Here is a 25,983-nt window from a genome sequence, read left to right on the forward strand (position 1 = left end):
GCCGCAGGAAATCGATCCCCCGGACCAGATCTACCCGGACCACATCTACAGCGTCGGTACGGAAACGGCATCGGCGGCACCCGCTGGAGGTGCCGCCGATGCCGTTACATGCGGATCGGAGTGTGGACTCCGATCAGAGGTAGGCGCCGATCAGGTCGCGCAGGAACTTGATCACGAACTGGAGCGGGTCGACCGGCTCCGGCTGCGACTGGGGAGCCGGCGGAACATTGTCGGCCTGCGGCGCGGACTCGCCCTGCGGTGCGGGCGCGGACTCGGCCTGCGGCGCGGACTGTGCCTGCGGAGCCGACTCGCCCTGCGGTGCGGACTCACCGCCGCCGACCGTCACGGAGATGCCACCGGTGAAGGGGCGACCGGACGCGTCGAAGATGTTCTCGTACTGCGCACCCGAGGCGTCCTGGCAGCCCCAGAAGACGTTGTAGGTGCCGTCGGTGATCGACTCCGGACCGGCCTGCGAGGGTGCGCCGTCCTTGATGTACAGCGCGCTCGAGGTGCTCGTGTTGGTCACCGAGAAGCTCGTGCCGGCGGGCTGCGCGTCGATGCGGCCCGACGGATCGGCCGTGTCGACGGTGCCCGGCTTCAGGACGTAGGTGACGCAGGTGACGCCGCGGTCGACGTCGGCGCGCGTCAGATCGAAGTCGACGACGATGGCGCCGTTCTCCGCCTTCGCCGAGACGCTCGGACCCGCAGCGGACGAGACGCCCGGAACGACCAGTGCCAGCAGTGCGGCACCAGAGGCCGCGACTGCAGCCTTCTTCGCAACAGAATTCATCGATTTTCCTCCCCGTATTTCGATGTCGGCGACCACTTTCGTGAGCGGCACGCCGTCGACCGTGCCCGACGCGCGTAGAACGCGGGCACATATGCGAGAACGTTACCGCTAGATGTCGTTGCTGTCGCGATGAGGTGGGGCATCGGTCCGGGCGGCCCGATCCACATGCCCGAGATCACGATCCGGCTCCACGAGATCACGGACTCGCTGCTTGAGCGCGGCGATTTCGGGAAAACCCTTGCCCTCCTTGCGGTCCCACACGACCGTGTCGTCGACGACGATGCGGAACACCCCACCGGTCCCGGGAACGAGCGCGACCTCGCCGAGCGCGGTACCGAAGGTGTTCAGCAGTTCCTGCGCCATCCAACCGGCGCGCAGCAGCCATTTGCACTGCGTGCAGTAGGTGATCGCGACGCGGGGAGCCTGCTCGGTCATGAGCGACAGGATATCTCCGCCGGAAAATAGGTGAAGCCCCGGCAATCGTGGTGGTGGATCGGCCGGGGCTTCTGCACGGACCGGTGATGGGGGGTAACCGACCCGTGCGGCCGTCCTCACATGGGGGGACAGGAGGACGACGCGGAACCGAGTCTAGACACGGGAAATTGTTACTCGCGAGTATCGCGCAGGCGGACGTCCGGCGTGTCAGGAAGCGACGGGAGGATTCGCAGAATCACGCTGCTCCCGCTGCATCTCGACGAGTTGTTCCTCCCTCTCGGAGACGAACAGGAACCGACCGACCGCGAGCGCGCCGAGAGCCGAGAGGCCCAGCCACGCCGCCAGCGCCGATGCGATCCACACCCACATGGCTCACAGTGTGCGCGAATCCGCCGAGAACACCAAACATCGGAGATCGCAACATGGTTGCAAAAGCAATACTCGAGGACGCCTCACAATGTGACGCCCGTCGCCCACAAGGCGTTCACCATGGCCGGCAACGTCACCTCGATATCGTGGCGCTCCTCCACCCGGCGGCGCGCAGTGACGGCGAGTTCGTACCGCAGGCCGGGGTCGGACATCAATCGCCGCATCGCCTCTGCCAGAGCCTTCGCATCGCCGGGTGGAACGAGCAGTCCCGCGCCGTCGGCCAGGTACTCGGCGGTCCCTCCGTGATCGGTGCCGACGACGGGCACACCGTACGCCATCGCCTCCAGTGCGACCAGCGGTCCCGCCTCCGGTGAGGTGCTCGCAGAGACCATCACGTCCCACACCGCGAAGACCTCGGCGGGATCGACCCGGCCCAGGAACGACACCCGTCCACGCAGGTCGGGGGCGTCTGCGCGACGCCGCAGTTCGTCGAGGAAGGCTTCGTCGCCGGGGAACGGCACCCCCGCCACGTCGAGGTGGACGCCGGGCACCTCGGCCACCGCCTCGAGAAGGACGCGGTGTCCCTTCCATTCCGTCACCGACGCGAGGATGCCCACCCGCGTGGTCGAGCCGTCAGGAGTCGAGCCCTGGGGAGACGCCGGCCGGGACGGAGCAGGCGGGATCGGGACGCCGTGCGGTGCGACGACCACCGGATATCCGCATTCCCGGACCGGGACGGCCGAGGCCCGCGAGACGGCCACCGCTTCCCCCACGGCGCCTCTGCCCACCCGGGCGACGATGTGCTGCTTACGGGAGGACAGGGTGTCGTGCACCAGCCACCTGGCACGTTCCCGGTGGGACGTGCCGAGCACGGCGAGTCGCAGGGAAGGCAGTGCGAACAACGAATTGCACACCACCTGCGGCCGCTCCGCGGCGAGCACGCGACGGAGTCTGCGCGCTCCCACCAGCCACCGCACCGGAAGACCTGCCAGTCCCGCGATCCGCCCGACTCCGGTCTGTCCCCACATGCCCAGCCGGGGCAACCGGACACGGACGCATCCGGCCGGAAGGGCTTCGGCGAGCGGCCCGTCGGGGCACGCCACGACGACCCGACGTCCCTGCGCGAGGGCGACGTCGACGAGCATCAGCATGACCTTCTCGGCACCCGACCGCTCACCGGTGTGCCCGACGAACAACAACGAACGACTCACGGCGCAACAACCGTCCGATCGCTCGCCGGTTCCGCCACGGGACCTCCTGTTTCACCCGATTCATGGTCGTCGACTGAAATCGACGCCTCGCCTGTTTTTGTTACAACAGCACAACGTCACATCGAATCCTCGCCGCGTCTGCAATATTTTCGTGACCCGACGCAATACGCTGTTCGGGTGACATCCCACCGAACCGGTCGCCGTTCCCGACGCAGCCTGATGCTGGCCCTTGCCGTCTCGATGACGTTGTGCGCGAATCCGTTTACCGCTACAGCGCAGGAGCCCGAACCGACAGGAGCGACCGGTCCGAACGAGGTGACCTTCCCGACCCGCACTCTCGGCCTCGGCCCGGACATCGAATTCCGTGGCAATTCCGATATCGTCACGCTCACGGTTCCCGTCCCCGACGGTAATACTCCCGCTTTCCTCGACACCACCGCCCAATTGCCCACGAATATCGCGCGCGGATCGATCGACGTCACCTCGGACGGACGCTTGCTCACCCGGGTGGAACTGCCGGCCGGTGGCGACATCGTGCCCCTGTCGATTCCACTCGCCGGCGCGAAGGTGGAGAACGACGCCGCGGTGATCTCGCTGGATCTGAGCCTGAGCGCCGTCGACAACATCTGCCCCCAGGACTGGACCCTCGGTTCGGTGCGGTTGCGCGACGGTGTAGTCCGGTACGCGGGCACCCCCACGCTCCCGTCCGTGGTCGCCGACTTTCTGCCACCCGTCCTCGAACGACTCGAGCTGTATCTGACGGAAGGGCCGACGGACGCCGAGTCGACCGTCGCCCTGGATCTCGCCGCCGACGTGACCGCGCGCTATTCCGGACGTCAGGTGCCGGTGGACGTACGTGAACTGCCGCCGAACGGCATTCCCCCGGCCGCCGACAGTCCGTTCGTCCGCCAGATCGTCGTCCGCGAAGGCGAGGACGCGGGTGTGGAACTCGGCGCCGTTCCCGACGGCCCTCCCGCCCTGTACGTCCGAGGCGACGCGGAGACCCTCCTCGACCAGGGACACCTGGTGAACAGCATCCTGTCCGGTCTCGCCGTCGGTTCCGACGTCGCCGTCGGCGCCTTCGACGTCGCGCCCGTCCTTGCTCCGGACTCGACCACCCTGTACGACCTGCGGGTGTCCGATCTCGAGACGAGCGGCCTCGGCATCGCCGACGTGCACCTGTTCCTCGACCAGGCCGAGTTCGGCCGCCCCGTCCGGGATGTCGCCATCGATCTGAAGGGCTCCTACACCCCGCTCCCCGCCGCCCAGGGTGGGCTGATCACCGTCTCGGCCGGTGACGTCCAGCTCGACGCGTGGGCAGCGGACGCGAGCGGTGTGATCGACCGCGTGGTCACGGTGCCGAACTCTTCCCTCGGACGTCTCACCGACATCACCGTCGCGCTCCGCACGACCGGTTCCCAGCAGCAGTGCGGTCTCCAGCAGCCCGTCACCCTCAGCATCGACGGCAACAGCCGCGTGTCGAGCACCGTCGCCGACCCGCCCGTTCCCGTCGGTTTTCCGTCGTTGCCCCAGACACTGATGCCACAGTTGAACGTCGCCACCGCGGGTCGCACACTCGTCGACGTCGGACGTGCCGTCGAACTCGTCGCCGGGCTCCAGTCGCTCACCACGCGCCCGCTGGATCCGACCTGGGTGTCGATCGACGACGCGCTCACCTCGTCGGCGCCCGCGCTGGTCGTGGCGGCGAACGGCGTCCTCCCCGAACGACTGCAGTCGGAGTTGCCGCTCGTCCGCACCGAGGACCGCCGGTTCGAGGTCCGCAATGCCGACGGCGAGAGCACCAGCCTCACCTTCGGCACCGAGGTGGACTTCGCCTCCCTGCAGGTCGTGCGCGACGACGGACGCACCGTGCTGGTCGCCACTTCCACAGACGTCCCCGAGGAACTCGATCGGACGATCGACTGGCTCTCCGCCGAGCCCGGCCGCTGGTTCGAGCTCGACGGCAGCGTGCTGTTCACCGCACCCGACCGTGATCCGATCGCCCTCGTCGATCCCCAGACCCAGGACCGCGACGTCGACGCGGCGTCGTCGGGAACGAACAGCACGGTGACCGCGGTGGTCGTTGCGGGTGTCGCCCTGCTGGTTGTCGGTGCGGCAGGCGCCGCGGTGTGGGCGATCACCCGCCGGCGCCGTCCGCAGTCGCGGTGAACGCTATGACCACGACAGTCGAGCAACCGCCGTTCACCGAACGGTTCTTCACGAACGCGATGCTGCACACCACCAATCGGTGGATCGTGATCGTCGCCGCAACCCTGATCGGTTTCCACTCCACGTGGCTGCAGTTGATCGACGAGATCCGCGCGGGCACCACGGGCGGGTACGTCCTGATCGTGCCGCCGCTCGTCGCGGTGGTCGCGATCGGTGTCACACGTCGGCGCCGGAACGAACTACCCATCCACGACCGGCAGACCGACATCATCACGTCCGTCCTGTTGCTGCTGATCGCCCTCGCGATCAAGGGACTGCTGATGCCGAGGTACCCGACGAACTATCAGGCGATGCATCTCGACGTGCTCGCCGCGTGGGTGTTCGTGTGCGGCGCGTGCATCGCGATGTTCGGCCTGCGGGTGACCGCGGCGTACTGGGAAGCATGGATGATGCTCTTCCTCAGCTCACCCATCGTGTACCGCATCGTGCTCATCGAGCTCGGCGGGACGAAATTCGTCGCCGGTGCGGTCACCCTCGTGCTCGCCGCCTCCGCGATCGGACTGGCGACGCGGCGCAACCGGGCTCGTGGATTCTTCTACGGCTCCGCGACATTCGTGACCGGACTGATCGCGCTCGTCGTGATCGATCGACGATGGCCGGACGCACCCATCGCCGTGGACCAGTACGTTCCGGCCCTGATCGCCACGGTGGTCGTGGGATCCGGGGCCTGCCTGTGGACGTTCCGCGGACTCGCCCCCCGCACACTGCCGGCGAACCCGGTGTCGATTCCCCAGGCCGTGCGCGGAGCGATGTGCATAGCGGTGGCCGCACTGCTCGCCGCGCTCCTGCCACTCCCCGACCAACGTCTGACTCCCGTCTCGGCCGGGCCACCCTATTCGGGCACCGCCTCCCAGGTCGTCCCACCCGGATGGGTGCAGTTGTCCTCCGTCGACTATGACTGGCCCCGAACCTATTTCCGCCAGGGATCGGTGCTGCGCCGGCAGATGCTCCGAGCGGAGGAACCGAACCCGGAGTGGGATCGACTGCTGCGTCCCCGCACCGTCGCAGTGCAGACCCTGCAGGTGCGTCGTGTCGGTTCGTTCGCCGTGTACCCCACCGAATCGATGTACGCACTGGGCAAATCGCGGGTGAGCCCGAAGCAATACGTCGATCTGGGTCGCGGCGTGACCGCCGAATATTTCACCGTCGTCGACGACACACTGCTCCTGACGTGGAGCCTGCTCAGCTTCGTCTGGACCCGCAGCGACACCGTCGCCCAGCGGGTGAGCCTGCTGACGGTGGACAACCACGAACTCGACGCGCCGTTCCCGCAACCCGAACCGAACACCGTCGCCAACGCGCGCACCCTGATGCGAGTGTTGTTGCGCGGCAACGGCACCGTCGAGGACAGCGAGCCTGAGTACAAGGATCGTTCCATGCTGATCGAAGTGGGTCGCGAACTCGTGGAGGCGCAATGGCAGGGCGCGTGAACGTCGGCTCCGGACACGATGTTCCGGTCGAGAACACCGCCGAGTTCGACGCCTACCGGAAGGCGGCGCTGCACGAGGCCGTGCACGGACTCCGCGAACGCAGCCCCGTCTCGTCGGCGTCGGTCGCATTCGTGCCGTGGCAGAAGTATCTCGGATTCGCCCTCGCCGCGGCCTTCGTGGCCTCGCTCGTCGTGGCGACGAAACCTACCCTGATCGTCTTCACCGTGCTGTGCACCTTCGGGTACATCGCGACCCTCGCCGACCGGCTGTTGCTCTTCACCCGCGGCATGGCACGCGACGCCCAGTTCATCGTCGACGACGACGAAGCGCGTGCCCTCACCAACGATCAGCTGCCGCCGTACACGGTGCTCGTCCCCGCTTACAACGAACCCGAGGTGGTCGGCGACCTGCTCGCCGCGATGGCCGCGCTCGACTACCCGGCCGACAAGCTCCAGGTGCTGTTGCTGCTCGAGGAGGACGACACCGTCACGATCGAGGCCGCGGAGAAGGCCGGGCTCGGTGAGAGCGTCGAGATCCTGCTCGTCCCGGCCGCCGACCCGCGGACGAAGCCGAAGGCGTGCAACTACGGTCTGCACTTCACGACCGGTGAGATCGTCACGATCTTCGACGCCGAGGATCTGCCCGAGCCGTTGCAGTTGCGCCGGGTGGTCGTCGTCTTCGACCGTCTCGGCGACGATGTCGCATGCGTGCAGGCGAAGCTGGCCTTCCACAACGGAACTCAGAACCTGCTGACCGGTTGGTTCACCGCCGACTACGCACTGTGGTTCAACTTCATCCTCCCCGGACTGATGAAGTCGCACTCGCCGATCCCGCTGGGAGGCACGTCGAACCACATCCGTCGGTCGGTGTTCGACGAGATCGGTGCGTGGGATCCGTACAACGTCACCGAGGACGCCGACCTCGGCGTGCGGATCGCCGAATCCGGCTATTCCACCGCGGTTCTCGACTCGACCACGCTCGAGGAGGCGAACAGCGATCCGATCAACTGGGTGCGGCAGCGATCCCGTTGGTACAAGGGTTATCTGCAGACCTGGCTGGTCCACATGCGCCGGCCCGTCCGGTTGTGGCGGGTGATCGGCACCGCGGGGATGCTGCGTTTCACGACCCTGCTCGCGGGCACGCCGATCATCGCGTGCCTGAACATGGTGTTCTGGATGACGACGCTGGCGTGGCTGCTCGGCCAGGCGGAGCTGATCGAGGAGATCTTCCCCTGGTACGCCTACTTCCCCGCGCTGATCTCGCTCGTGTTCGGCAACGTCGCCGTGATGTACATGAACTTCGTGGCATGCCGCGAGACCGGGCACGCGAACCTGTGGTGGCCGTGCCTGACTGTGCCGTTCTACTGGGTCCTCATGTCGATCGCGGCGATCAAGGGCACCTACCAGCTCATCCGTAATCCTTCCTACTGGGAGAAGACCTTCCACGGGTTGTCGTCGTGAGGGCCCGCAGCGCGTGGGTGTTCTGGACCGCCTGCCTGATCTATCTGATGGTGGGACTGTGGCTCGCGCTGGACGTGCAGTACTACCAGGGTGATGCGCTCAGCCGCGTGAGCGCTGCGCGGTCGGTGCTGCTCAGCCGCGACCCGCACCTCGCCGCCATCGGGTTCGTCTTCACGCCGCTCACCGCACTCGTCCAGGTGCCCCTCACGGGACTGTCGGCGTGGTTCCCGGTGCTGTCGGCCTATGCCGTCACGGCGGTGCTCATGTCGGCGCCGTTCATGGCCGGTGCTGCGGTGCAGATCCACCGCATCGCGTGCGATCGCGGCTGCCCGCCGTGGTTCGTGTGGACAGTGACGGCGGTGTTCGCCCTGAACCCGATGATCGTCTACTACGGCGCGAACGGGATGAGCGAGGCACCGTTCCTGTTCGCGTTGTGCTGGGCCGCGCGTCGCCTGATCCGCTGGTGCAGCACCGACGACATCCACGACCTGGCACTGGCCGGAATCGCCCTGGCGCTGGCGTATCTCGCGCGATACGACGCGCTGGCGGTCGGTGGGGCGGTGACGGTCTTCGTCGCGCTGCTCGTCCACTACCGGTCGCGTCGCTACGCTCCCGGTTCGGGATGGCAGCCGGCGATCATGGACGCGATCCTCGTCGCCGCGCCCCTCGCGCTGGCCTTCGTCGCGTTCGTCGTGACGAGCTGGCTCGTCACCGGTGAATGGCTCGCGCAATTCACCTCGGCCTACGGCAATGCCGCCATCCTCGAGCAGAGCGGTGGCGGCTCGTCCGGCGGGCTCGGTGCGATCGCCTTCTCGCTCGCCGAGACCGTCGTGCTCGGACCGGCGCTTCCGCTGCTGATCCCGATCGTGGCGGTGCTCGCATGGCGGCGACGCGATCTCGAACCCCTCGTGCCGTTCGTCGTCTTCGGCGCGGTCCTGGGATTCGCGGCCCTGTCCTATGCGCGTGGAATGACCTTCCCGTTCCTGCGCTTCTACATCTGCGCGATCCCGCTGCTCGCGGTATGGGTCGTGCAGCTGGCACCGCGACGCGGACTGCTCACGGCACGACGTCCCGGACCGCACGCAGTTCCGAGGGCGGAGGACCGCAGTGGCGCGGCACCGTTGGGTGCGGTGCTCCTCGTGTGCAGTCTTCCCGTCACGTTCGTCGCGATGGGCTCGCCCACCCTGTCGCAGGAACAGCACGCGCTGCGCACGGTCCTGTTCCCGGACAACGACGATCCGTCCGAGGTGCGCGAGAAGCAGCGACGGGTGATCGCGGCGTTCTCCACCGAACGACGCATCGCCGAATATCTCGACGCGATGGACCTGCCGCCAGGCTCGGTGCTGATGGACACGGTCTACGGGTTCGCGATCTTCTCGGCCACCGAACGCCCCGAGACGTTCGTCGTCCCTTCGGATGCCGACTTCACCGCCGTACTCAACCGTCCCTCCGCCTCCGGGGTCGAGTACATCCTGACCGTCCCCAACGAGGGCCGAGGAACGTCGGATGCCGTCAACCGCCGCTACCCCACCATCTACGAGACCGGCAGCGACATCGCGGTACTCGAACTCGAGATTCCCAACGACGGTGCCGACCAACCCGATTGGCGTCTCTTCCGGGTACTCGACCGGACGTCACCCTGAGCGGTGGTGGCGCCGTAGGACGTAGTGGACCGGGTCGTCCGGACCGATGTCGTAGGTGCACTCGTCCGGTCGTGGGTCGGGGACGAACGACCACATCAGCGCACCGTCGGCCCCGAGATCGCGGTACTGCTCGAGCGTGCGGTCGACGATGTCGGCACGCTCGCTCACCGCCCGGCACGAACCGGCCCTGACGCCGAGTTCGGCGACGAGCATCGGCTTCGACAACCCGTCGAGTCGTTGTTCGAGGAACTGGGCGTCGTCGTAGTCGTGGTACTGCACGACGTCGAGGTGCTCGGCGTCGGTGACGGTCGCGAAATCGTCGCCGGCCGAACCGCACTGGTCGCCTCCGATGGTGCCCACGGTGACGAGCCGGTCCGGGTCGTGCTCACGGACGATGGCGGCCGCGTCGTCGATCCAGTTGCGGAGCAGCCGGGCACCGCCGGGCACGCACTCGCGTCGTTCGAGGGTGCACTCGTCGTCGGTGCAGGTCGCGGTCTCGGGTTCGCCGATCAACTCCCACATCGCCACTACCGACGACGACCCCCACCGCTCGACGGCCGTCGCGACCCAGTCGTCGTAGGCGAGTACATGACCGGGTAGCGGGTCGCGCCAACCGGTGTCGTACCAGTCCGCCTGCTTGTATCCACCCGCGTCGCAATCGCTGTCCTGCGGGGCGAGAACCGGGATCAGATACACCCTGTGCCGCTCGGCGGCGTCGAAGACGGCATCGAGGGCCGTGAAGTCGAGCGTGCCGCCGATCCGGTGCACGGCGTGGGACTGGAAGGCGTCGAAACGCACGATCGAACGCGGCGCCAGCGTGCCGAAGAACTCGTCGAGATCCACCTGGGCACCGCATCCCTGGTTGACCTCCCAGCGGGTGCCGAGCTGGTAGGCGTTGAGTCCGGCGGGCCACCACGTCCGGTCGTCGAGAACGAGACGGTCGCCGTCGGCACGCACCACCGGCAGATCCTCGGGAGGCGAGGGGCGCGACGAAGTGTCCTGCGCGCAGGCCGCGAGCAGGAGCAGCAGGGCGGTGGCGACCGCAGCGACGCGCACGTCCAGAGATTAACCGCCACGGAGCCGTGTACGCAGGCATCCGGACATCGGGTCGTCAGAGGTTGTCGAGGGTCCGGATGATCCGGCGCATGTCCTTGCTCTCGGTGTTGTGAACGAGGCCGACGAGGGCCGACGTCAGCGGGTCGGGGCGTGCGATGACCCTGCCGAGCACGGCGACGTTCCGGTCGAGGACGTCGATCGCAGCGGGGCGCAGGTTCGCATCCATCTGCGACAGCATCTCGGCCCATACCCACGCGTTGTCCCGCGCGCGGTCGAAGGCGAAGTCGAGGACCGGGTGCACCGCGTCGACCGGTTCGAGGATCTTGATCAGGGGCGAGAACGACTCGATGGCGTCGCGCACCTTCGGCATCACCCCCGCGATGATGCCGTTGATCTTGTCGTAGTCGGCGCGGAAGGCGTCCAGTTCGTCACCCGACAGGTTCTCACCCACAACGACGGCGAGATCGAGATTGATGTGCGCGTTGATGCCCAGCAGCAGGTGCTGCAGCACGATCAGCCGGCCCTGTTTCGTGGCATCGAACGCGATCTGCCACGCCCTGGTCGGTGTGGCCGCTTCGTAGGCCTCGAAGTAGCGGTTCGCGAACAGGGTGTCGATACTGTTCATGCGGTCCTTGTCCGCGAAGACGCCGGCCTTCACCGCCAGGGTCATCTGCCGGTAGACGGCCGCGAAACATCCCCGCGGATCACCGCTCTTCGCGGTCTCGTCGACGATGCCGTCGAGGATCCCGATCACCTCGTCGATGTCGTTCGCGTGCAGCGCCACGGTCCCCTCCTCCGTGCGGATGAGGATCATTGTGGACCCGCAGCTGCCGTCCCGGAAAGAACCGCGGGGCGGGGAAGAACTAGCTGGGACGCGCGTCGGGGTGCTTGTGCACGAAGTTCAGGTACGCCTTCGACGGCGTGGGCCCGCGCTGGCCCTGGTACTTGGACCCGACCTTCGCGCTGCCGTAGGGGTGCTCAGCGGGGCTCGTCAGCCGGAACAGGCACAGCTGACCGATCTTCATGCCCGGCCACAGCGTGATCGGCAGGTTCGCGACGTTGGACAGCTCGAGGGTGATGTGCCCGTCGAAGCCCGGGTCGATGAACCCGGCCGTCGAGTGCGTGAGCAGACCGAGCCGGCCCAGCGACGACTTGCCTTCGAGGCGGCCGGCGAGATCGGCCGGCAGGGTGCACCGTTCCATCGTCGACCCGAGCACGAACTCGCCGGGGTGCAGCACGAACGGCTCGCCCTCGGGCACCTGCACGAGCGACGTCAGTTCGTCCTGCTGCTTCGCCGGGTCGATGTGCGTGTAGCGCGTGTTGTTGAAGACGCGGAACAGGCTGTCGAGTTTGACGTCGACACTCGACGGCTGCACGAGCTCCGGATCGAACGGGTCGATGCCCAGATGCCCGGAGGCGATCTGAGCGCGGATGTCGCGATCGGAGAGCAGCACGAGTAGAGGTTAACAATCTCCCGGTCGAGGGTTTCTACGTGGCCGAGTCACGCCGCAGTTGCGTCGACATCGTGAGCAGCAGTTCGGTGCACTCCTCGACGACATCGTCGTGGCTCAGCGGCACGGTGCCGTCGAGCCAGGCCGTCAGCGCCTGGGCGAGTCCGCCGACGACATAGTGCGCCGCGAGGTCGAGCCGGGGGCTCGGGGTGATGGCGTAGATGTTCTCGGCCTGAGCGGTGACCAGGCCGGCGAACATGCGGGTCGAGTCGAGGCGCCGCTTCGCCAGCTGCGTGTTGGCCTGGCTGACGGAGAACAGCATGCGGCCGAGCCGCGGGTCCTCGTCGATCTCGCGGACGATGTTCTCGACGCAGGCCCGCACGATCGCGCGGTCGTCGGCGGCGGGTGCCGAGGTCACGGCGGCGAGGGTGCTCTCGGCGATGCGCTGGACGACGTGGTCGTAGACGGCACCGGTGAGCTCGTCGCGGTCGGCGAAGCTCTCGTAGAAGTAGCGCGACGCCAGACCGGCGCGCTTGCAGACACCGCGCACCGACAGCGTGGCTTCGCCGTCGGCAGCTCCGAGGAGGTCGAGACCGGCCTCGATCAGCTGCGCTCGCCGATCGGCCTGTCGTTCCTCGCCTGCGCGTCCACCGTAGAGCCGTCCAGTTGCCATACCCCTATCTTCGCAGCGTCCGGTCTCCGTTCCGCGCAACCTCCGGTCTTTACCGTCGGCGCGCATCTGAGTACAGTCGTGGTCACTTCGAACGATGGAGGGACATCCGATGACGACGACCGTCGACAAGCCCGTCGGCCTGGACGACACGATGGACGGGCTCGGCCTGGCCGCCGGAGCAGCGAACATCATCATGCAGCTGTCGTGGCCCGGTGTCGGCTACGGCGTCTACGAGTCGCGCGTGGAGTCGGGACGGCTGTTCGACCACCCGATCAAGCGCACCCGCACCACCCTCACCTATCTCGCCGTTGCAGCACGCGGCACCGATGACGAGAAGCGCCTGTTCCGTCGCGGCGTCAACAAGGCCCACGCGCAGGTGCGCTCCACCGAGTCGAGCCCGGTCGAATACAACGCGATGGACCCGGAACTGCAGCTGTGGGTGGCGTCGTGCATCTACCGCGGGTTCGAGGACGTGCACCGCGCGCTGTACGGGCCGATCCCCGACGACGCGATCGAGTACTTCTATCAGAACGGCGCGACCTTCGGCACGACACTGCAGGTGCCGCAGCACATGTGGCCGAAGGACCGCGCGGCGTTCGAGCAGTACTGGGAGGACAACCTCCACAAGGTGAAGATCGACGACACGATCCGCGAGCACCTGCTGTCGATCGCCCGGATCGAGTTCCTGCCCCAGCCCGTCCCGGCCCTGTTCGGCAAGCTCAACCTGTTCTTCACCGCCGGCTTCCTGCCGCAGCTGTTCCGCGAGCAGATGCTGCTGCCGTGGACGCCGAGCGACCAGCGTCGCTTCGACCGCGTCATGCGAGCTCTCGGTGTGGTGAACAAGAGGCTGCCGGTCGCGGTGCGGGAGCTGCCCTACCGCGTGCTGCTGGCCGACATGCGGTGGCGGATCCGGACGGGCCGATCCCTGGTCTAGGGGTCCCGCGATCGACCCTGAGAGTCTGCTACAGTTTGCTCCGAAAGCTCGGGCCGGAGTCGGTGAGAATCGGCAAAAGCCCAGCGTGCCGATGTAGTTCAATGGTAGAACATCAGCTTCCCAAGCTGAATACGCGGGTTCGATTCCCGTCATCGGCTCCCATAAATACCGCGCTTCACCAGCGCAAACACCACAATCGAACATCGTGGCTACAGTCCGCTGTAGCCGAAACTGTAGCCACAGCCCATACGGGTGAGTGGCTACAGCCGTTTGTGTTGACGTCACCAATAGCAGTAGGTATCGTCACTTCCACAGAGCCGAAGGAGCAGCCGAGGATGACCGAACACTTCCTCTCTCGCGCGGAGGTCGCGGAGATGATCGGAGTCAAGCCGACTTCCATCGTCAAGTACGACCTGCCAGCTCCCGACGTGATGATCGCGAACATCCGCGGATGGCGCCCCGAGACGATCCGAGAGTGGCAGTCACGACGTCCAGGCCGCGGCGCACGCACTGATCTGAAGTAGCACAACCACATAAGAGGCCCGCCACGAGTTGCACCTCGCGACGGGCCGGATAGTCCGACTGAGTAGGAGTCGAACCATGCGTCAGCATACCCATCTCGCCTCGGCGGTGCTCTCGTGAGCATCGCGGCCGTCAACTGGGCACTTACCTTCGCGCCGGTCGAATGCGCCCAGGAACACATCATCCTCATCGCACTCGCCGACCGGGCCGGTGACGACGGCCGGTGCGCATGGCCGTCACAGGAATGGCTGGCTCAGCGCGGACGCTGCAGCACCCGCACCGTGCGCCGCCATCTGAAGGCACTCGAAGCCCGAGGCCTGATCCGGCGCGGAGATCAGCGGCACGTAGCGCACATCCGCAAGGACTGCCGGCCTGTCGTCTGGGACCTCGACATCACCCAGATCCAGGTGCCCGCGGTTCCGACTCAGCTTCCTGAGTCGACCTCGAACGAACGACCGGACAATTTGTCCGCACGTACCTCGGATTCACGGCAGGACAAAATGTCCGGCCGGTCATCTGATGCAGAACGTCCGGACACGGGTGTCCTCACCGACCGGACACTGTTGTCCTACAAACCGTCCCTTGAACCATCCTTAACCGTCCGCAGCAATGCGCCCGAGCATGAAGCCACCGCTCCTGCAGCGATCACCACCAACAACGCGGCGGCAGCAGCGGAATTCGATCAGAACAAGAACGAGATCGACGAGAAGTCCGCAGCAGCCCAGACGCCCCTCGTGCAGATGCGACTCGACGAACTCGCGAACGGACTCGTCGCTCAAGGCCTCCATGCGAGCTTCCGCAAGCTCACCGACGAGCAGCGCGCCGAGATCTCCAAGCTCGTCGAGCAGCACGACGTCCCCGCCCTGGTGAAAGCCGCTCAGCGGCAGTACCAGCCCGACAGTCCCGCACGGTTTGTCCAGGCATGGCTGCCCGCCTGGCGCGATCTCCGAGCACCCGGCCAGACGCGCACCACATCGAAGTCCCCGATTGCCAGCTGCGACCGATGCGATCAGTTCGGCTGGCTCCTCGGGCCGGAGAAGAACTCGATCGTCGAGCCCGCCCAGCGTTGCAACCACGCCGCCGTGAGCGGTGCCGCGTGATCGCCGACGACCGAACCCTGCTCGACCTCGTCGCCGACGCCCAGATCCTCATCGACACCGCCCACAACCGCCTGCTCGAGGACGGCGTCGACACCTTCGCCGACGCCTACCGCGACGCGTTCACCACGCTGTGCGCCGGCATCTACGACATCACCGGGAGGACTGAATGAGCGACACCTTCGCCAACGCCCCCGCCGAGGTACAGCTCCGCGCGCTCGCCGGCCAGCTCCGCCACGACGCCACCCTCACCGAACTCGACACCCCCGAAACCGCCGCCCGGCGACTGCGCCACTACGCAGACCTCCTCGACCAGGTCCGCGCCACGATCGAACAGGAGACCCTGTGACCGAGATCCGTAAGCACCTGCCGTCGCGCGCCACCGTCGCCGTCGCACTCGCCGCTGTCGCGGCCGTTGCCGTCGCGGTCACCAGCTTCTGGCGGTCCTTCACCGCGATCGCCGAACTCGCCGTCGAGTACAAGGTGCCGGCCGATCAGGCGTGGATGATCCCCGTCGCCGTCGACGGCCTGGTCGTCGTCGCGACCGTCGCGGCCGCCGTCGCACGACACCGCGTCGCACGGGCGTACTCGTGGGCGCTGCTCGTCGCAGGCACCATCGTCTCTGTCGCAGGTAACGGCATCCACGCGTGGCAGCTCACCGAGTCCCCGATCGGTGTCGGCATCGCCGTCATTCCCCCGCTCGTCACGCTCGCCGCGGTGCACCTGACGATCCTGCTCGCGCGACAGGACGGCGACACCGCGACAGCACCTGCCCGCGATACCTGGACCGAACCGATCGTCGCGACAGTCGCCGACAGCGCGACCCGCGACGACCGCACGGATGCGACGCCCGCGCGACCGGTGACCCGGCTCCGTGTCGCACCCGAGACAGCCCCACGACCTGCTGCGACACCGCGACAGGATCACTCCCCCGCGACACCAAAAGCCAGCGCGGCAGACGACGAACTGAAGACCGTCGCGATCCGTCGCGTTGTCGAGGAAGGCAAGACGGTCCGCGCGACAGGCGCCGAACTTGGCGTCTCGAAGGACAAGGTGCAGCGCTGGGTTACCGCGCACCGCGCGACACTCGAACGCGCGACAGTCGCAGTCTGACCCCACCCCGTCGCGGCCCCGCGCACCCGCGGGGCCGCGACACCTCGTAACGCACCGACCTGAAGATCGGATGATCCGGACATGAGACTTCGCACCGTCGCCCTTGTCCCCGCTGTCGCACTACTACTCGCCGCGTGCGGGAGCGGAGAATCAGAGAACGATGCGACGACAGCATCGACCGCGACCACGGAGTCCGCTACTGCCGCACCATCCCAAGAGCTGATCCCCCTCGGCACATCGTTCGACGCCCAGGACCGAATCGGGAAGACTCTCGGCACTGTCACGATTCTCGACATCGAGAAGAACCCGGTGTGCACAGTCGACTATGGCGCGCCGACACCGGCGGACGGCATCTACGTCGCGGTCCAGGCCCGCGTCGAAACTCCCGCGGACTACGACGCGACAAGCTTCGTACGGACGACCGAGCGGGACTTCTCCGTGATCACCACAGATGGAGTGACGAAGTCCGTCTTCGTCAACTCTGACCTGTGCATTGCGGATCGGGACAACTTCGATACGGCATTCGATGCCTCGTCGATCTACGAGGGCTGGGTGCTTCTCGACACCCCGGACCCCAACGGCACTCTTGTCTACCGACCGCAGCATTCGATCCAGGGCCCGACGTACCGAGTGGCAGACCTGTCGGCCGCGCGCGATAGTGGCGGTGCACCCGCCCCTGCTGCGTCGGTAGCGACCACGACCACCTCGGTCTCCGTCACCACGCAACCGACGACCGAAGCTCAGACCCCTGCAGTGGCGCCGGCAGGCAATCCCCCAGTCGGGTACACCGGAGCTCCGATCGGTGATCCGCAGCCGCTTGTCGGGAAGACCATCGACTACTGCATGGATCCGTCGGTGTCGCAGACCGGCACGACGCAGTTCACCGACGGCACCACCGGCTGGACCCAAGAGTGCTCCGATCAGTGGAACTCCTGAGATGACGAGATGCGCCCCACCTCGCGTAGAGGTGGGGCGCTTTTCTGTCGCAGTGCGCTATGCCGCCATGAACGTCGAGACGACGTAGGCGGCGTGGTTGTCGAGACTGACGCGGCCCCTGTCGTAGGCGAGCGTCTGACGGATGTCGGAGTGTCGCGCTGCGAGCTGCACCTGTCGCAGCGGCACTTTCGCGTCGAGAGCCGCGACGACGAAGGTGTGTCGCAGCGTGTGACATGAGACAGGCTTGCCGATACCGGCATGTCGCGCGAGACGCTTCACGACACGATCGGCGGATCGTCGCGTCATACGCGAGCCGTCGCGTCGCAACAGCAGCGGACCGCGACGACGTTCGCCGGCGGCGCGCTCCATCGAGCGCAGCACCGGAACGGGTAGCGGGATCGAAGCGGACTTGGTGCCCTTGCCGGTGAAGCGAACGACGCGGTGTCCGCGTTCGGTGTCCTGGAAGTCCTCGACGTTGATCGAGCAGGCTTCCGAGACACGGAGACCGAGCAGACCGAGCATCGCGACGAGAGCCTCGTCGGCCGGCGTCGAGTTTCGCGCAGTGAACATGAGCGACTGGAAGTCCTGCCGCTCAAGGCCGATCTTCTTCGTCAGGTCCGTCGTCCAGCGAGGCATCTTCACGTTGACGGCCGGAGACTTGTCGATGACGCCGTCCTCCTGCATGAGCCAGAAGAACACGCGCAGGCACACCAGGCGACGGTGCACAGTGGCCGGCGCATTGCCTCGTTCGATCTCGAGGTAGCGCGCCCAGAGCTCGATGTGCGCGCGTTCGATGCCGAAGATCGGGTCGAGGCCGTAGCCGCGGCACCACTGGAACCACAGGCGCATGTCGGTCTCGTAGGCGGTGAAGGACTGTCCGGTGTAGCGGGCGAGGAATCCCGCCACCAGCAGATCGTGCTTGGTCATCTGCCGGGGCGGGAGAACCTCGGTGGGGGTAGCGTCATGCACGGTCATCACTCCATTGCGGTGGTGTGGTGGCAAGGCCCCGGCCGGTGCTCCAATCACCGGTTCGGGGCCGATCTTGTTTGACGCTTCCGGAAGCTACTCCCGGTTCCTGAGAGCAGCCTTGTAACTGCCATCGCGGGATGCGTTACGGGCGGGTTCGCAGGCGCCAACTCGGTGAGATCACGGCGTTGGCCGCATACTCCTTGGTATGACTTCTCGCCATCCCGCCGTGATCATTCTCGGCGCTCTCGGTGTGCTGGCAATCGTCGGCGTGACCTACACGATGTACGGACTTCCGATGACGGCCGCCCTGGTGGTCCTTCTCGTTGTCGCCGCGATCGCAGAGTTCAGGCACTGATTCGTATGGACACACTCAGCGCCCGCCGCATCACCACGGCAATCACCCTCTCCATCGCCGTCGCGTGCGCCAGCAGCCTGGTCATCGCAGCGGTCTACCCGTCGATGCACCCCTTTGCAGCCTCCGGTCTAGCGAAGCGATTCACCCTTCCTGTCAGCCTGGTCGCATTCGGAATCGCCCTGCTCCTTCCTCCAACGCGAGGACGCACGATCCGCTACCGATTCCCCGGTTGGTGGACCATGCTCGTCGCCGTCGGACTCACGTCGAGCTTCCTGTCTGCAACACTGCTGACCGACGACCAAGGACTCTTTGCCTCTGCCAAGGCGGCTGGGCTGTATGCCGGATTCCTTCTCGCCGCCGCAGCTGGACTGACCGCCGGCTACTGGACCGACGACCTGAAAGCACGCCTGACCTGGGTGCTGATTATCGGTGGTCTGGTCTCGGCAGTCCTTGCTCGCGACATGCCGCCGTTCGTGGCGATCGCCGCTCCGGCCGGATTCGGAGCCCTCTACCTCGCAGCCCGCAATCCGGAGCGCCGCGCACGCCTCACATTCCTGGGAATCGTGATCCTCGGACTGACCGGGTGGCGCATCGTGAACGCTCCCGCTTCCCACCCGCCCAGCATCGCGCTGATCACCTCACTTCTCGTGTGCGGCGGATTCCTCCTGCTCCTCGTCCTGCCGCGCTCTCTGCGACTGTTCGCTGCCTTTGGAGCTGCGATCTATGCGACATGGTGGATGCTGAGCGACGGCACGTACCGCATTCTTTTCGGCGCCTACCGATTCGAAGACGTGACGATCGCCCAACGCGGCTACGAAACGAATCGAGTCCTGGCTGTACTTGATGACTCCCCCCTGGCCTTGCTGTTCGGCATGGGGCCTGGGGCCAGTGTCGACCTATCAATGTCGCCCGACAGGGTCACGTTGCTGTCCTCGGGTCGCACACTTGGCGCGGTCGATGACGTTCATCTGTTGACCAGCTACGTGCTACTGAAGTTCGGACTGTTCGGGCTTCTCTGGCTGGGGATATTGCTGTGGCAGGTCGTCAAGCTCTGCGTGGAGCAGGTGCGAGATCCTGATCCGTGGCGCGTCACCCTGCTCCTGTTCGTGCTGTCCGGCACGGTGGCCGCTATCCCAGCAGCAACCTACTTCTTCTCGAATCCGCTTCCTGCGCTCTGCCTCGGCATCCTGGTCGCGACCCGAGCGACCAACCCGGAAGGCCGCGGACATACCGCGACCTCCCGAGTTGAGTCAGTACAGACGGGCGTACGCAGCTACTCGTCTGGGATGAACCCGCACCAGTAGCATTCCCCGTTTCGAATGTCGTGCCCTTTTTCGTTGCAGTCCAGGATCGCACACTCGTGGCACGAGATTTTCTGCTGCAGTTGCCCGTCGAGGGTTCTATGGTGGCATCGCTCAACATCGCATCCCGGATCATGCAACGCACCGAGTGGAACGCCGCAATCGTCGCACGTGGGAGGCAAGCCATCCCACTCCCGACCGTACGGAATCCGATCAGTCATTGCCCGATTCTCCCACGATGATCACAGCGCGTTCACGATGTCGTAGGCCGCGTTCGTCAGCCGCGTATCGAACTGGGTGTCGATTACGTGCAGCGGCGCGGTAGCTGTCGTGAAGACGTCGTACGCGCAACCGAAGGCCGTGCCGTCGAATACCCACATCTCCGCGCCGTCCTGCTGGATGCAGAACCCCGAGTTGTAGCCGTCCGTCGTCGACGCCAGGGAGTCGAAGGCGGTGCACGAGTAGTTCACTGTCTTCGTGTTGGCCTGGACGTCGGCGACGAGCGCGCCCCGCGTGTGGTGGTAGGTCCCACCGATGCGGATGCCGACGCAGCCCGCGTGAGCGGTTGTCGCGTTGTGGGTGTTCGACGCCCCGGCGTTGCCGATGCCGTGGTCCCACGAATGGCAGTCGACCTCGAGGAACTTCGTGGCGGTCTTGAGTTCCTGCGCCTTGTTGTAGGCGGTGTAGTTGAATCCGTCCTTGTTCGAGTGCGCGGTACGGCATCGCTGGAAGAACGCGTAGCGCACGCCCTGCATGTTCACGGCGTTGCCGAGCACGTCCCCGGCGTTACCGGTCGCCCACATGAAGTCCATGTCCTTGCAGTACACGTCGATCTGGAACGTCGAGTTCGGGTCTCCGGTCAGACCGGAGTTGCTGCCGAGAATGGTGAAGCCCTCGAGGTAGAGGGACACATCCGCCGTGGTGGCGTCGACGTAGAACATCTCACCGGCGAGCAGCGCAATGTGCTGGTCGTTGCTCGGCACGGTGCTGTTGAGCGTGTGGATGCCGACGGTGGTGCCGTTCTGAAACCACGATCCGGGCTGGGCCTGGCACGCCGCGATGTCCGCGACCTGCGTGTACTCGAACCCGCCCGTGTCGCCGACGCCGAGGTCGATGACCTTTCGGACGTTCGAGCGGGTCGCGGTGTAGACCTTCGTGTTCGTCGCGTCCTGCGTGTAGGTGAGTGCATCGGAGTAGGAGACGGTCAGCTCGCCGGGGTTTTCGGCGATGATGTTCACCGACTTGCGGATGCGGTTGGTGATGACCGACAGCTGCCGGTGGTAGACGCCCTTGGAGATGATCAGGATCGTGTCCCCGGCTGCGGCGGTGGTCATCGCGGCGGTGAGGGTCTTCTTCGCGGTCGCTCGGGTGAGGCCGTCGTTCGAGTCCAGGCCGTTGACGTGGTCGACGTAGAGCAGGCCGGCGCCGGTGTTCTTGAAGCGGGCGACGTCGAAGTCGGTGATGTAGCGGGCGCCGTCCTTGAAGATGCGGATCGGGGCGTCCTGCCACGTGAACCCAGCAGGCAGTGTGACTCGGGAGACGACGCCGGGCAGGTCGCGGCGCTGCGCGGTGACGTTACGCTTGCGGGCGATCGCATCGGACGCGGTCGGGGCGCTCCATGTGACCGTGGTTCCGCTGCCCTTGGTGAGCACCTGTCCCGCCGTGCCTCCGGACGGCACCCCGGACGCGACGGTCCACGCTGCTTCCTCGGTGGCGTCGAACGTGGCGCGGGAGGTTCCGGCGGTGGTGCGGGTGCCGGTCTTGCCGTTCGGGAGCAGGACCGCGTCGCCCGCCGCGTAGCTTTTTTCGGCGACCCAACGCGGGGCATAAGTGGCGTTAGCGCGCTCTTCGGTGACGAGGCGCTTCGACGCCGGCTGCGTCGGTGTTGGCTGGGTCATGGATCAGACTCCCGTCACGTAGGGGACGCCGTCAGCGTCGAGTGCAATAGAGCCGCCACCGGTGGCGGTCGTGTCGAAGTAGGGCACGCCGTCGGCGTCGAGGAAGATGCCGCCACCACCTCCCCCGCCACCGGTGGGCGGGTTGGCCCAGGCGAGACCGTCGCCGGACTTGGTGAGGACCTGGCCGTCCGTGCCGCCGTCCGGCAGCAGGTCCGTGGACTCCGCCGCGGCCTCGGCGCGCTGCGCTGCGGCGAGTGCGTCGGCGAGCGCCTTCTGTGCCGCGCCGACCACCGGCGGGTCGTAGCGGATGTAATCGCTCAGCAACGCGTACAGGTCGATCTCGGCGACGTCCGGGATGTTGACCTCGTACTCGGTCCACCCACCATCCGTTTCGAGGACGATCTTCGCCGGCCCCGGATCGAGGTTGTTGGCGGCGATCACGCCGTCGACGATGTCGATATCGACGCGGATGCGGTCGATGACCTTGCCGCCGGAGCTGGATCGGAGCGCGGATGCGGCCACGCTGAGGATGCCGTCGGCGGGACGGTCGGCGATGTCGACGACCGTGCCGGTGATACGCGTCATTGTGCACCCCCGTCCGATGTCTCGTCGGCGGTCGCTGCCTCGACGATGTCGTAACCGCCGAGTAACCACAGCGCGCCCGCATGATTCGGTCCGGCCGGGTGCGCGTACTCGACGATCGGTTTGAGGGAAGTCGGACGCTGCTCACCGGACGGGACGACGACCGCGCGTGCAGGGAGGTGCGGTTGAGCGGGCGTCACCCAGACGACGACCTGGTCGACGCCTTCGACAGGCGGGTCGAGTCGGTACAAGGTGGCGTCGGATGAGGGCCAGTTCCTGAGTCCGGTTTCGACGATGGTTGCTGTGGGCACTGCTCACACCTCTGGTTCTCGTAGGTATTCGATGACAACGACTTGCCCATCCCCGCCTCGCCCTCCTGCCGTGCCGGGATTTCCGCCCGCGCCGCCTCCACCGCCGCCGGACGGAGACTGCCCGTCGTATCCGGGTCCCGCGTAATTTGCTCCCGCGCCACCGTTCCCGGCGGTATGGGTCGAGGCAAGTAGCGTCCGCCAGTTCGCACCGACGTTCTGCGGCCCGGAGCGTCCCCCGTTAGTGGCGGTCAACACGGAACCGGACGAGTTGTAGCCGGACCCGCGCCCGCCGCCCGCGCCAGAAGCGAGAAGGCGGACAATCCCCGAGTTGGTATCCGGTGCAGCGGCGACGAAGCTTGCGCCTTTGCCTCCACGGAGCACGCCGTGACCACCGTCGCCGCCGAAGGCGATATCGGGTTGCTCGTTACCTAGGGCGCGGCCGCCACCGAATCCGCCTTCGGCGCGGAGCACATCACCGAAAGCGGAGAATCCACCGGTTTCCCCGGGATTCCATGCGCCGTCCGCCGCCGAAGGGGAAGCCCCACCAAGGCCGCCGGCGCCCACAACGATTTCCGTTTCACGGAGGAAGTCGAGGGCACTGAACCTGCGGTTGGCGATCGTGATCGCGCCGCCGCCGCCACCGGACCCGCACAATCTGGAGGTGGTGACGCTATGGGACATCCCGGATGCTCCGCCCCCGCCTGACGCTTTGACGATGACATCGAACGCGTAAACCCTTTCCTCTGGTGTCCACAGGTAGATGCCGGGGATGTCGTAGACGATGATGCGTGTGGTTGATGCCATGTCAGATTTTTCGTTCGATCACATACAAGCGGCCTGCCCCACCTGCACCGCCGTTGGTCATTAGCGTGGTGCTTCCGTAGCCGCCACCACCGCCGCCGGACGGGTAGGCGCCAGCGCCACCGTTGAGGTCAGTCGAGATCGCGCCGCCCCCGCCTCCACCGCCTGTCGCGACTACCGCCGATGGCGGGGTGCCGTTGCGGGTAGCTGCCCCGCCATATCCGCCTGGAGAGATTCCTCCAATGCCGCCCACCCCAGGAGAGTTGGCGACGGTGTTGACCCCACCTCCGCCGCCACCGCCACCGCCACCATTGAGCGAGTAGGCAGAGGTGGAGTCTCCACCCTTCTGGGCGGGAAGCGCCAAGCCTTCGAGTGGAGCTCCGTTTCCGCCCTTGCCGCCGGGGATCATTCCGGAGCCTCCGATGCCTCCGAGTCCGCCGTATCCGTTCCTGCCTCCCTGTCCGCCGTTTCCGCCGCCAGCGGTCAGATAAGTTCCGAAACTGGTATCACCTCCCCCGGACCCAGACACTTCCGATCCGACTCCAGCGCTTCCCGGAGCACCGATAGTGATAGCGACGCCAGCGAACGTGCCGTCCGGATTCCGCTCGAGCAATGCCGCATTGATCGAGGTGTGGACTTCACCACCGCCACCGCCACCCCCGCCGCCGGAGCGCGATCCGCCGAGGACGTCCCAGCGGCCGGCGCCGCCGCCGCCACCCGCCCCGAGGATGATGACGTCGAGCGAGATCACATCCTCGGACGGGTAGTAGGTGTTGTTCGACTCGAACACGATCGCGAGGCCCTGGAGAACGAGCTGGTCGTACGCCTCGCGGAGTTCCTCAATCGACCGAGAGTGGTCATTGATGACCGGCAAGTCACGGACGTAGTCGTCGTTGACAGTCCCGAAGATCGCGTCGATCACCGACGCAAACCCGCCGAGGATGGCAGTGATCGCACCACCGATCAACCCGAGGATCCACCCGAGGAGCCCGTGCTCGACGAATTCCTCGGCCATCTCGGACATGTCGCCCCAGCCGGTATTTGGACCGCCGGGGACGAATCCGTCAGGTGAGGTCATCGCTCTCCTACCTCTGCGTGCTCGAGGTCCGGCGGCACCTGATGCTGCGAATCCCAGAGCACAATCACCCGGTGCAGCATCGCCAACGCCAACGCGGAATAGGCGACAGCGCGCAACTCATCCCGGCCCGGGTAGTCACCGAACCACCAGAAAATCAACTGCTGCAATCCGATTGCCGCGATCGCCAACGCCGTGAACATCAGCGACTTGCCGGCCTCGGTCGACCGCCACGGGGATCGGGTGTACAGAGTGGCGAACACCAACGCGAACAAGGTCATTGCGCCGATCAGGATTCGAGCTTCGGCCTGGGGACCGAAGAGCACCACTACAATCGCGCATGCCATCGCGCCGATACCCAGCAATCCCCGTCGCACCATCATGCGTGCCTCCGCTTCATTGCCCGGGCCGCGTCTTCGCCGAACCCGTTGATCCGCAACGCTCGCTCTGCTCGATCGGCCAAATGGTCGACGTACTCGCGTTGCGCCCGCACCTCCTCGAGGTGCTTCTCCGTCAAAATCCGTTCCGCCCGCGCTCGTTCCACTGCGGTCGAGTCGGGCCGTTTCTTCTTCCGAAACCACTTCACGGGCCCTCCCCCGCACCGAACTTCTTGAACGCATCGGCGATATGCACCGACAGCTCGATCTTCGGGATGAGTAGCGAGATCTGATTCGCCTGCTCGTCGATGATCTGCCGCTGCGCCATCTTGTCCTGGCGGAACTCGTCGAGCTGCTTGTCCTTCTCCGCAAGGGCGGCCCGGTGCTGCCTCCACGGGACAAGGCCACCGAAGATGATGAGCAGGATGACCGTTCCGAGAATCCCTCCCAGACCGATATCCGAGGAGAGGAACGACGCGAACTCGTCCATGCGCTACCCCCCGTTACGAGGAGGGTTGAGCAGTCGCTGGAAGTAGGCAACGATCGCCATCACTGCCGCGGTCCCGCCCGCTGTCGCGGCAGCCTTCCACGAGTCCCACGTGAGGAGGTCGAAGTCAGGGGCTGCCACGGCGGCGCCGAACGCGGTGATCACAGCGAGGATGACAGTGACGACGATGCCCTGCACGAGGGTGCGCCATGCCCGATCCTTCGCGTCCGCCTTCGCCGAAAACTGGGGCACGGAGACTGACGGGAAGGACGACGATCCGCCACCTCCTCCAGCGCCGACGATCACCGACGGCACCGGTTCCTGTGGCGGTGGGGTGGATGCCCCCACGAGCTCGACGAGTTCCTTCTGCGCCTGTTCGACGACAGACCTGACCGCGGCCTGGGTGCGCGACTCGATCTCGTCGCCCACCTTCTCAATGACCTGGCGGGTGATGATGTCGATGACATTGTCGGACATG

31 protein-coding genes and 1 tRNA gene are annotated in these 25,983 nt (G+C 66.3%); 14 read left to right on the top strand and 18 right to left on the bottom strand.

The features are described from left to right. Positions 1 to 133: 133 nt before the first annotated feature. From LPH33_RS20605 to LPH33_RS20620, 4 genes are all read right to left on the bottom strand, one after another. Positions 134 to 790: a hypothetical protein gene (locus LPH33_RS20605; RefSeq protein ID WP_088897911.1), complete on the bottom strand. Its 657-nt coding sequence runs from the start codon at positions 788 to 790 to the stop codon at positions 134 to 136. 108 nt (positions 791 to 898) lie between these two features. Next, positions 899 to 1,225 carry a SelT/SelW/SelH family protein gene (locus LPH33_RS20610; RefSeq protein WP_160874070.1) on the bottom strand — a complete coding sequence of 109 codons (327 nt, stop codon included), beginning with the start codon at positions 1,223 to 1,225 and terminating at the stop codon, positions 899 to 901. Positions 1,226 to 1,432: 207 nt separating this feature from the next. Next, positions 1,433 to 1,594 (bottom strand): hypothetical protein, encoded by a 162-nt coding sequence (locus tag LPH33_RS20615; RefSeq protein WP_016696211.1) that lies wholly within the window; start codon positions 1,592 to 1,594, stop codon positions 1,433 to 1,435. Positions 1,595 to 1,677: 83 nt separating this feature from the next. Then, entirely contained in the window at positions 1,678 to 2,805 is a 1,128-nt protein-coding gene (locus LPH33_RS20620; protein ID WP_229565730.1) for a glycosyltransferase family 4 protein, read from the bottom strand. A gap of 177 nt (positions 2,806 to 2,982) precedes the next feature. Between LPH33_RS20620 and LPH33_RS20625 the strand changes: the two genes are divergently transcribed. The 4 genes from LPH33_RS20625 to LPH33_RS20640 are packed head-to-tail and all read left to right on the top strand — an operon-like array spanning position 2,983 to position 9,567. Beyond that, positions 2,983 to 4,974: a hypothetical protein gene (locus LPH33_RS20625; protein WP_229565731.1), complete on the top strand. Its 1,992-nt coding sequence runs from the start codon at positions 2,983 to 2,985 to the stop codon at positions 4,972 to 4,974. Positions 4,975 to 4,979: 5 nt separating this feature from the next. Then, complete coding sequence (locus tag LPH33_RS20630) at positions 4,980 to 6,464, top strand: archaeosortase/exosortase family protein (protein ID WP_229565732.1); 1,485 nt, start codon at positions 4,980 to 4,982, stop codon at positions 6,462 to 6,464. After that, positions 6,449 to 7,924, top strand: a complete 1,476-nt coding sequence (locus LPH33_RS20635) for a glycosyltransferase (protein ID WP_229565733.1) — start codon at positions 6,449 to 6,451, stop codon at positions 7,922 to 7,924. The genes LPH33_RS20630 and LPH33_RS20635 overlap by 16 nt, the downstream gene beginning before the upstream one ends. After that, positions 7,921 to 9,567, top strand: a complete 1,647-nt coding sequence (locus tag LPH33_RS20640; protein ID WP_229565735.1) for an ABC transporter — start codon at positions 7,921 to 7,923, stop codon at positions 9,565 to 9,567. Before LPH33_RS20635 ends, LPH33_RS20640 begins: the two co-directional genes overlap by 4 nt. Here the strand turns inward: LPH33_RS20640 and LPH33_RS20645 are convergent. The 4 genes from LPH33_RS20645 to LPH33_RS20660 form a co-directional block, all read right to left on the bottom strand. Beyond that, complete coding sequence (locus LPH33_RS20645; RefSeq protein WP_229565737.1) at positions 9,559 to 10,623, bottom strand: beta-mannosidase; 1,065 nt, start codon at positions 10,621 to 10,623, stop codon at positions 9,559 to 9,561. The two genes, LPH33_RS20640 and LPH33_RS20645, sit on opposite strands and share 9 nt — an antisense overlap. Positions 10,624 to 10,678: 55 nt before the next feature. Next, the gene (locus LPH33_RS20650; protein WP_143543552.1) at positions 10,679 to 11,407 is read right to left on the bottom strand and encodes a DUF5995 family protein; all 729 of its coding nucleotides are present in this window, start codon (positions 11,405 to 11,407) and stop codon (positions 10,679 to 10,681) included. A gap of 79 nt (positions 11,408 to 11,486) precedes the next feature. Continuing rightward, the gene (gene dcd, locus LPH33_RS20655; protein ID WP_016696219.1) at positions 11,487 to 12,077 is read right to left on the bottom strand and encodes a dCTP deaminase; all 591 of its coding nucleotides are present in this window, start codon (positions 12,075 to 12,077) and stop codon (positions 11,487 to 11,489) included. A 34-nt stretch (positions 12,078 to 12,111) separates the two neighbouring features. Next, entirely contained in the window at positions 12,112 to 12,747 is a 636-nt protein-coding gene (locus tag LPH33_RS20660) for a TetR/AcrR family transcriptional regulator (RefSeq protein ID WP_088897904.1), read from the bottom strand. 109 nt (positions 12,748 to 12,856) lie between these two features. Here LPH33_RS20660 and LPH33_RS20665 point away from each other — a divergent pair, with 109 nt between their 5' ends. The 8 genes from LPH33_RS20665 (at position 12,857) to LPH33_RS20700 (ending at position 17,349) form a co-directional block, all read left to right on the top strand. Beyond that, positions 12,857 to 13,681 (top strand): oxygenase MpaB family protein, encoded by an 825-nt coding sequence (locus LPH33_RS20665; protein ID WP_088897986.1) that lies wholly within the window; start codon positions 12,857 to 12,859, stop codon positions 13,679 to 13,681. 87 nt (positions 13,682 to 13,768) lie between these two features. Further along, positions 13,769 to 13,839: transfer RNA gene (locus LPH33_RS20670), tRNA-Gly, on the top strand. Positions 13,840 to 14,016: 177 nt separating this feature from the next. Beyond that, positions 14,017 to 14,205, top strand: coding sequence for an XRE family transcriptional regulator (locus LPH33_RS20675; RefSeq protein WP_229565739.1), 189 nt, complete (start codon positions 14,017 to 14,019; stop codon positions 14,203 to 14,205). 114 nt (positions 14,206 to 14,319) lie between these two features. After that, entirely contained in the window at positions 14,320 to 15,303 is a 984-nt protein-coding gene (locus tag LPH33_RS20680) for a helix-turn-helix domain-containing protein (RefSeq protein WP_229565741.1), read from the top strand. Beyond that, entirely contained in the window at positions 15,300 to 15,473 is a 174-nt protein-coding gene (locus tag LPH33_RS20685) for a hypothetical protein (protein ID WP_229565743.1), read from the top strand. The genes LPH33_RS20680 and LPH33_RS20685 overlap by 4 nt, the downstream gene beginning before the upstream one ends. Next, complete coding sequence (locus LPH33_RS20690) at positions 15,470 to 15,649, top strand: hypothetical protein (protein ID WP_229565745.1); 180 nt, start codon at positions 15,470 to 15,472, stop codon at positions 15,647 to 15,649. Before LPH33_RS20685 ends, LPH33_RS20690 begins: the two co-directional genes overlap by 4 nt. Further along, positions 15,646 to 16,413, top strand: a complete 768-nt coding sequence (locus LPH33_RS20695; RefSeq protein ID WP_229565747.1) for a DUF2637 domain-containing protein — start codon at positions 15,646 to 15,648, stop codon at positions 16,411 to 16,413. The genes LPH33_RS20690 and LPH33_RS20695 overlap by 4 nt, the downstream gene beginning before the upstream one ends. Positions 16,414 to 16,494: 81 nt before the next feature. Then, positions 16,495 to 17,349, top strand: coding sequence for a hypothetical protein (locus LPH33_RS20700; RefSeq protein ID WP_229565749.1), 855 nt, complete (start codon positions 16,495 to 16,497; stop codon positions 17,347 to 17,349). 57 nt (positions 17,350 to 17,406) lie between these two features. On the opposite strand, the gene LPH33_RS20705 is transcribed toward LPH33_RS20700, so the two are convergent. Further along, entirely contained in the window at positions 17,407 to 18,324 is a 918-nt protein-coding gene (locus LPH33_RS20705; protein WP_229565750.1) for a tyrosine-type recombinase/integrase, read from the bottom strand. A gap of 199 nt (positions 18,325 to 18,523) precedes the next feature. Between LPH33_RS20705 and LPH33_RS20710 the strand changes: the two genes are divergently transcribed. Both LPH33_RS20710 and LPH33_RS20715 read left to right on the top strand, forming a co-directional pair. Next, positions 18,524 to 18,673: a hypothetical protein gene (locus LPH33_RS20710; RefSeq protein ID WP_229565751.1), complete on the top strand. Its 150-nt coding sequence runs from the start codon at positions 18,524 to 18,526 to the stop codon at positions 18,671 to 18,673. 5 nt (positions 18,674 to 18,678) lie between these two features. Beyond that, positions 18,679 to 19,977: a hypothetical protein gene (locus tag LPH33_RS20715; protein ID WP_229565753.1), complete on the top strand. Its 1,299-nt coding sequence runs from the start codon at positions 18,679 to 18,681 to the stop codon at positions 19,975 to 19,977. 239 nt (positions 19,978 to 20,216) lie between these two features. Here LPH33_RS20715 and LPH33_RS20720 read toward each other — a convergent pair whose 3' ends face one another. Genes LPH33_RS20720 through LPH33_RS20755 form a run of 9 tightly spaced genes read right to left on the bottom strand, consistent with a single transcriptional unit; the run spans position 20,217 to position 25,982 of the window. After that, the gene (locus tag LPH33_RS20720; protein WP_229565755.1) at positions 20,217 to 21,872 is read right to left on the bottom strand and encodes a hypothetical protein; all 1,656 of its coding nucleotides are present in this window, start codon (positions 21,870 to 21,872) and stop codon (positions 20,217 to 20,219) included. A gap of 3 nt (positions 21,873 to 21,875) precedes the next feature. Continuing rightward, a complete protein-coding gene (locus LPH33_RS20725) occupies positions 21,876 to 22,457 on the bottom strand; it encodes a hypothetical protein (protein ID WP_229565757.1) in 582 nt (193 codons plus the stop codon). Next, positions 22,454 to 22,765, bottom strand: a complete 312-nt coding sequence (locus LPH33_RS20730) for a hypothetical protein (RefSeq protein ID WP_229565759.1) — start codon at positions 22,763 to 22,765, stop codon at positions 22,454 to 22,456. Before LPH33_RS20730 ends, LPH33_RS20725 begins: the two co-directional genes overlap by 4 nt. A gap of 3 nt (positions 22,766 to 22,768) precedes the next feature. After that, positions 22,769 to 23,569: a glycine-rich domain-containing protein gene (locus LPH33_RS20735; protein ID WP_229565761.1), complete on the bottom strand. Its 801-nt coding sequence runs from the start codon at positions 23,567 to 23,569 to the stop codon at positions 22,769 to 22,771. A 1-nt stretch (position 23,570) separates the two neighbouring features. Then, positions 23,571 to 24,590 (bottom strand): hypothetical protein, encoded by a 1,020-nt coding sequence (locus LPH33_RS20740; protein ID WP_229565763.1) that lies wholly within the window; start codon positions 24,588 to 24,590, stop codon positions 23,571 to 23,573. 50 nt (positions 24,591 to 24,640) lie between these two features. Next, a complete protein-coding gene (locus tag LPH33_RS20745) occupies positions 24,641 to 25,024 on the bottom strand; it encodes a hypothetical protein (RefSeq protein ID WP_229565765.1) in 384 nt (127 codons plus the stop codon). Then, positions 25,021 to 25,227: a DUF7620 family protein gene (locus tag LPH33_RS27000; protein ID WP_420714455.1), complete on the bottom strand. Its 207-nt coding sequence runs from the start codon at positions 25,225 to 25,227 to the stop codon at positions 25,021 to 25,023. The genes LPH33_RS20745 and LPH33_RS27000 overlap by 4 nt, the downstream gene beginning before the upstream one ends. Further along, entirely contained in the window at positions 25,224 to 25,508 is a 285-nt protein-coding gene (locus tag LPH33_RS20750) for a hypothetical protein (RefSeq protein WP_229565767.1), read from the bottom strand. The genes LPH33_RS27000 and LPH33_RS20750 overlap by 4 nt, the downstream gene beginning before the upstream one ends. 3 nt (positions 25,509 to 25,511) lie before the next feature. Further along, positions 25,512 to 25,982 carry a hypothetical protein gene (locus LPH33_RS20755; protein WP_229565769.1) on the bottom strand — a complete coding sequence of 157 codons (471 nt, stop codon included), beginning with the start codon at positions 25,980 to 25,982 and terminating at the stop codon, positions 25,512 to 25,514. Position 25,983: the final 1 nt, after the last annotated feature.

It is taken from the genome of Rhodococcus sp. RDE2 (genome assembly GCF_020885655.1).
GTDB classification, from domain to species: Bacteria; Actinomycetota; Actinomycetes; order Mycobacteriales; family Mycobacteriaceae; genus Rhodococcus; species Rhodococcus pyridinivorans.

Coding starts and splice junctions, on each gene's coding strand:
- LPH33_RS20665 (WP_088897986.1), top strand. CDS start 12,857: ATGACGACGACCGTCGACAAGCCCGTCGGCCTGGACGACACGATGGAC.
- LPH33_RS20710 (WP_229565751.1), top strand. CDS start 18,524: ATGACTTCTCGCCATCCCGCCGTGATCATTCTCGGCGCTCTCGGTGTG.
- LPH33_RS20610 (WP_160874070.1), bottom strand. CDS start 1,225: ATGACCGAGCAGGCTCCCCGCGTCGCGATCACCTACTGCACGCAGTGC.
- LPH33_RS20635 (WP_229565733.1), top strand. CDS start 6,449: ATGGCAGGGCGCGTGAACGTCGGCTCCGGACACGATGTTCCGGTCGAG.
- LPH33_RS20745 (WP_229565765.1), bottom strand. CDS start 25,024: ATGATGGTGCGACGGGGATTGCTGGGTATCGGCGCGATGGCATGCGCG.
- LPH33_RS20735 (WP_229565761.1), bottom strand. CDS start 23,569: ATGGCATCAACCACACGCATCATCGTCTACGACATCCCCGGCATCTAC.
- LPH33_RS20660 (WP_088897904.1), bottom strand. CDS start 12,747: ATGGCAACTGGACGGCTCTACGGTGGACGCGCAGGCGAGGAACGACAG.
- LPH33_RS20690 (WP_229565745.1), top strand. CDS start 15,470: ATGAGCGACACCTTCGCCAACGCCCCCGCCGAGGTACAGCTCCGCGCG.
- LPH33_RS20720 (WP_229565755.1), bottom strand. CDS start 21,872: ATGACCCAGCCAACACCGACGCAGCCGGCGTCGAAGCGCCTCGTCACC.
- LPH33_RS20750 (WP_229565767.1), bottom strand. CDS start 25,508: ATGGACGAGTTCGCGTCGTTCCTCTCCTCGGATATCGGTCTGGGAGGG.
- LPH33_RS20605 (WP_088897911.1), bottom strand. CDS start 790: ATGAATTCTGTTGCGAAGAAGGCTGCAGTCGCGGCCTCTGGTGCCGCA.
- LPH33_RS20675 (WP_229565739.1), top strand. CDS start 14,017: ATGACCGAACACTTCCTCTCTCGCGCGGAGGTCGCGGAGATGATCGGA.
- LPH33_RS20715 (WP_229565753.1), top strand. CDS start 18,679: ATGGACACACTCAGCGCCCGCCGCATCACCACGGCAATCACCCTCTCC.
- LPH33_RS20630 (WP_229565732.1), top strand. CDS start 4,980: ATGACCACGACAGTCGAGCAACCGCCGTTCACCGAACGGTTCTTCACG.
- LPH33_RS20700 (WP_229565749.1), top strand. CDS start 16,495: ATGAGACTTCGCACCGTCGCCCTTGTCCCCGCTGTCGCACTACTACTC.
- LPH33_RS20725 (WP_229565757.1), bottom strand. CDS start 22,457: ATGACGCGTATCACCGGCACGGTCGTCGACATCGCCGACCGTCCCGCC.
- LPH33_RS20705 (WP_229565750.1), bottom strand. CDS start 18,324: ATGACCGTGCATGACGCTACCCCCACCGAGGTTCTCCCGCCCCGGCAG.
- LPH33_RS20615 (WP_016696211.1), bottom strand. CDS start 1,594: ATGTGGGTGTGGATCGCATCGGCGCTGGCGGCGTGGCTGGGCCTCTCG.
- LPH33_RS20755 (WP_229565769.1), bottom strand. CDS start 25,982: ATGTCCGACAATGTCATCGACATCATCACCCGCCAGGTCATTGAGAAG.
- LPH33_RS20740 (WP_229565763.1), bottom strand. CDS start 24,590: ATGTCCGAGATGGCCGAGGAATTCGTCGAGCACGGGCTCCTCGGGTGG.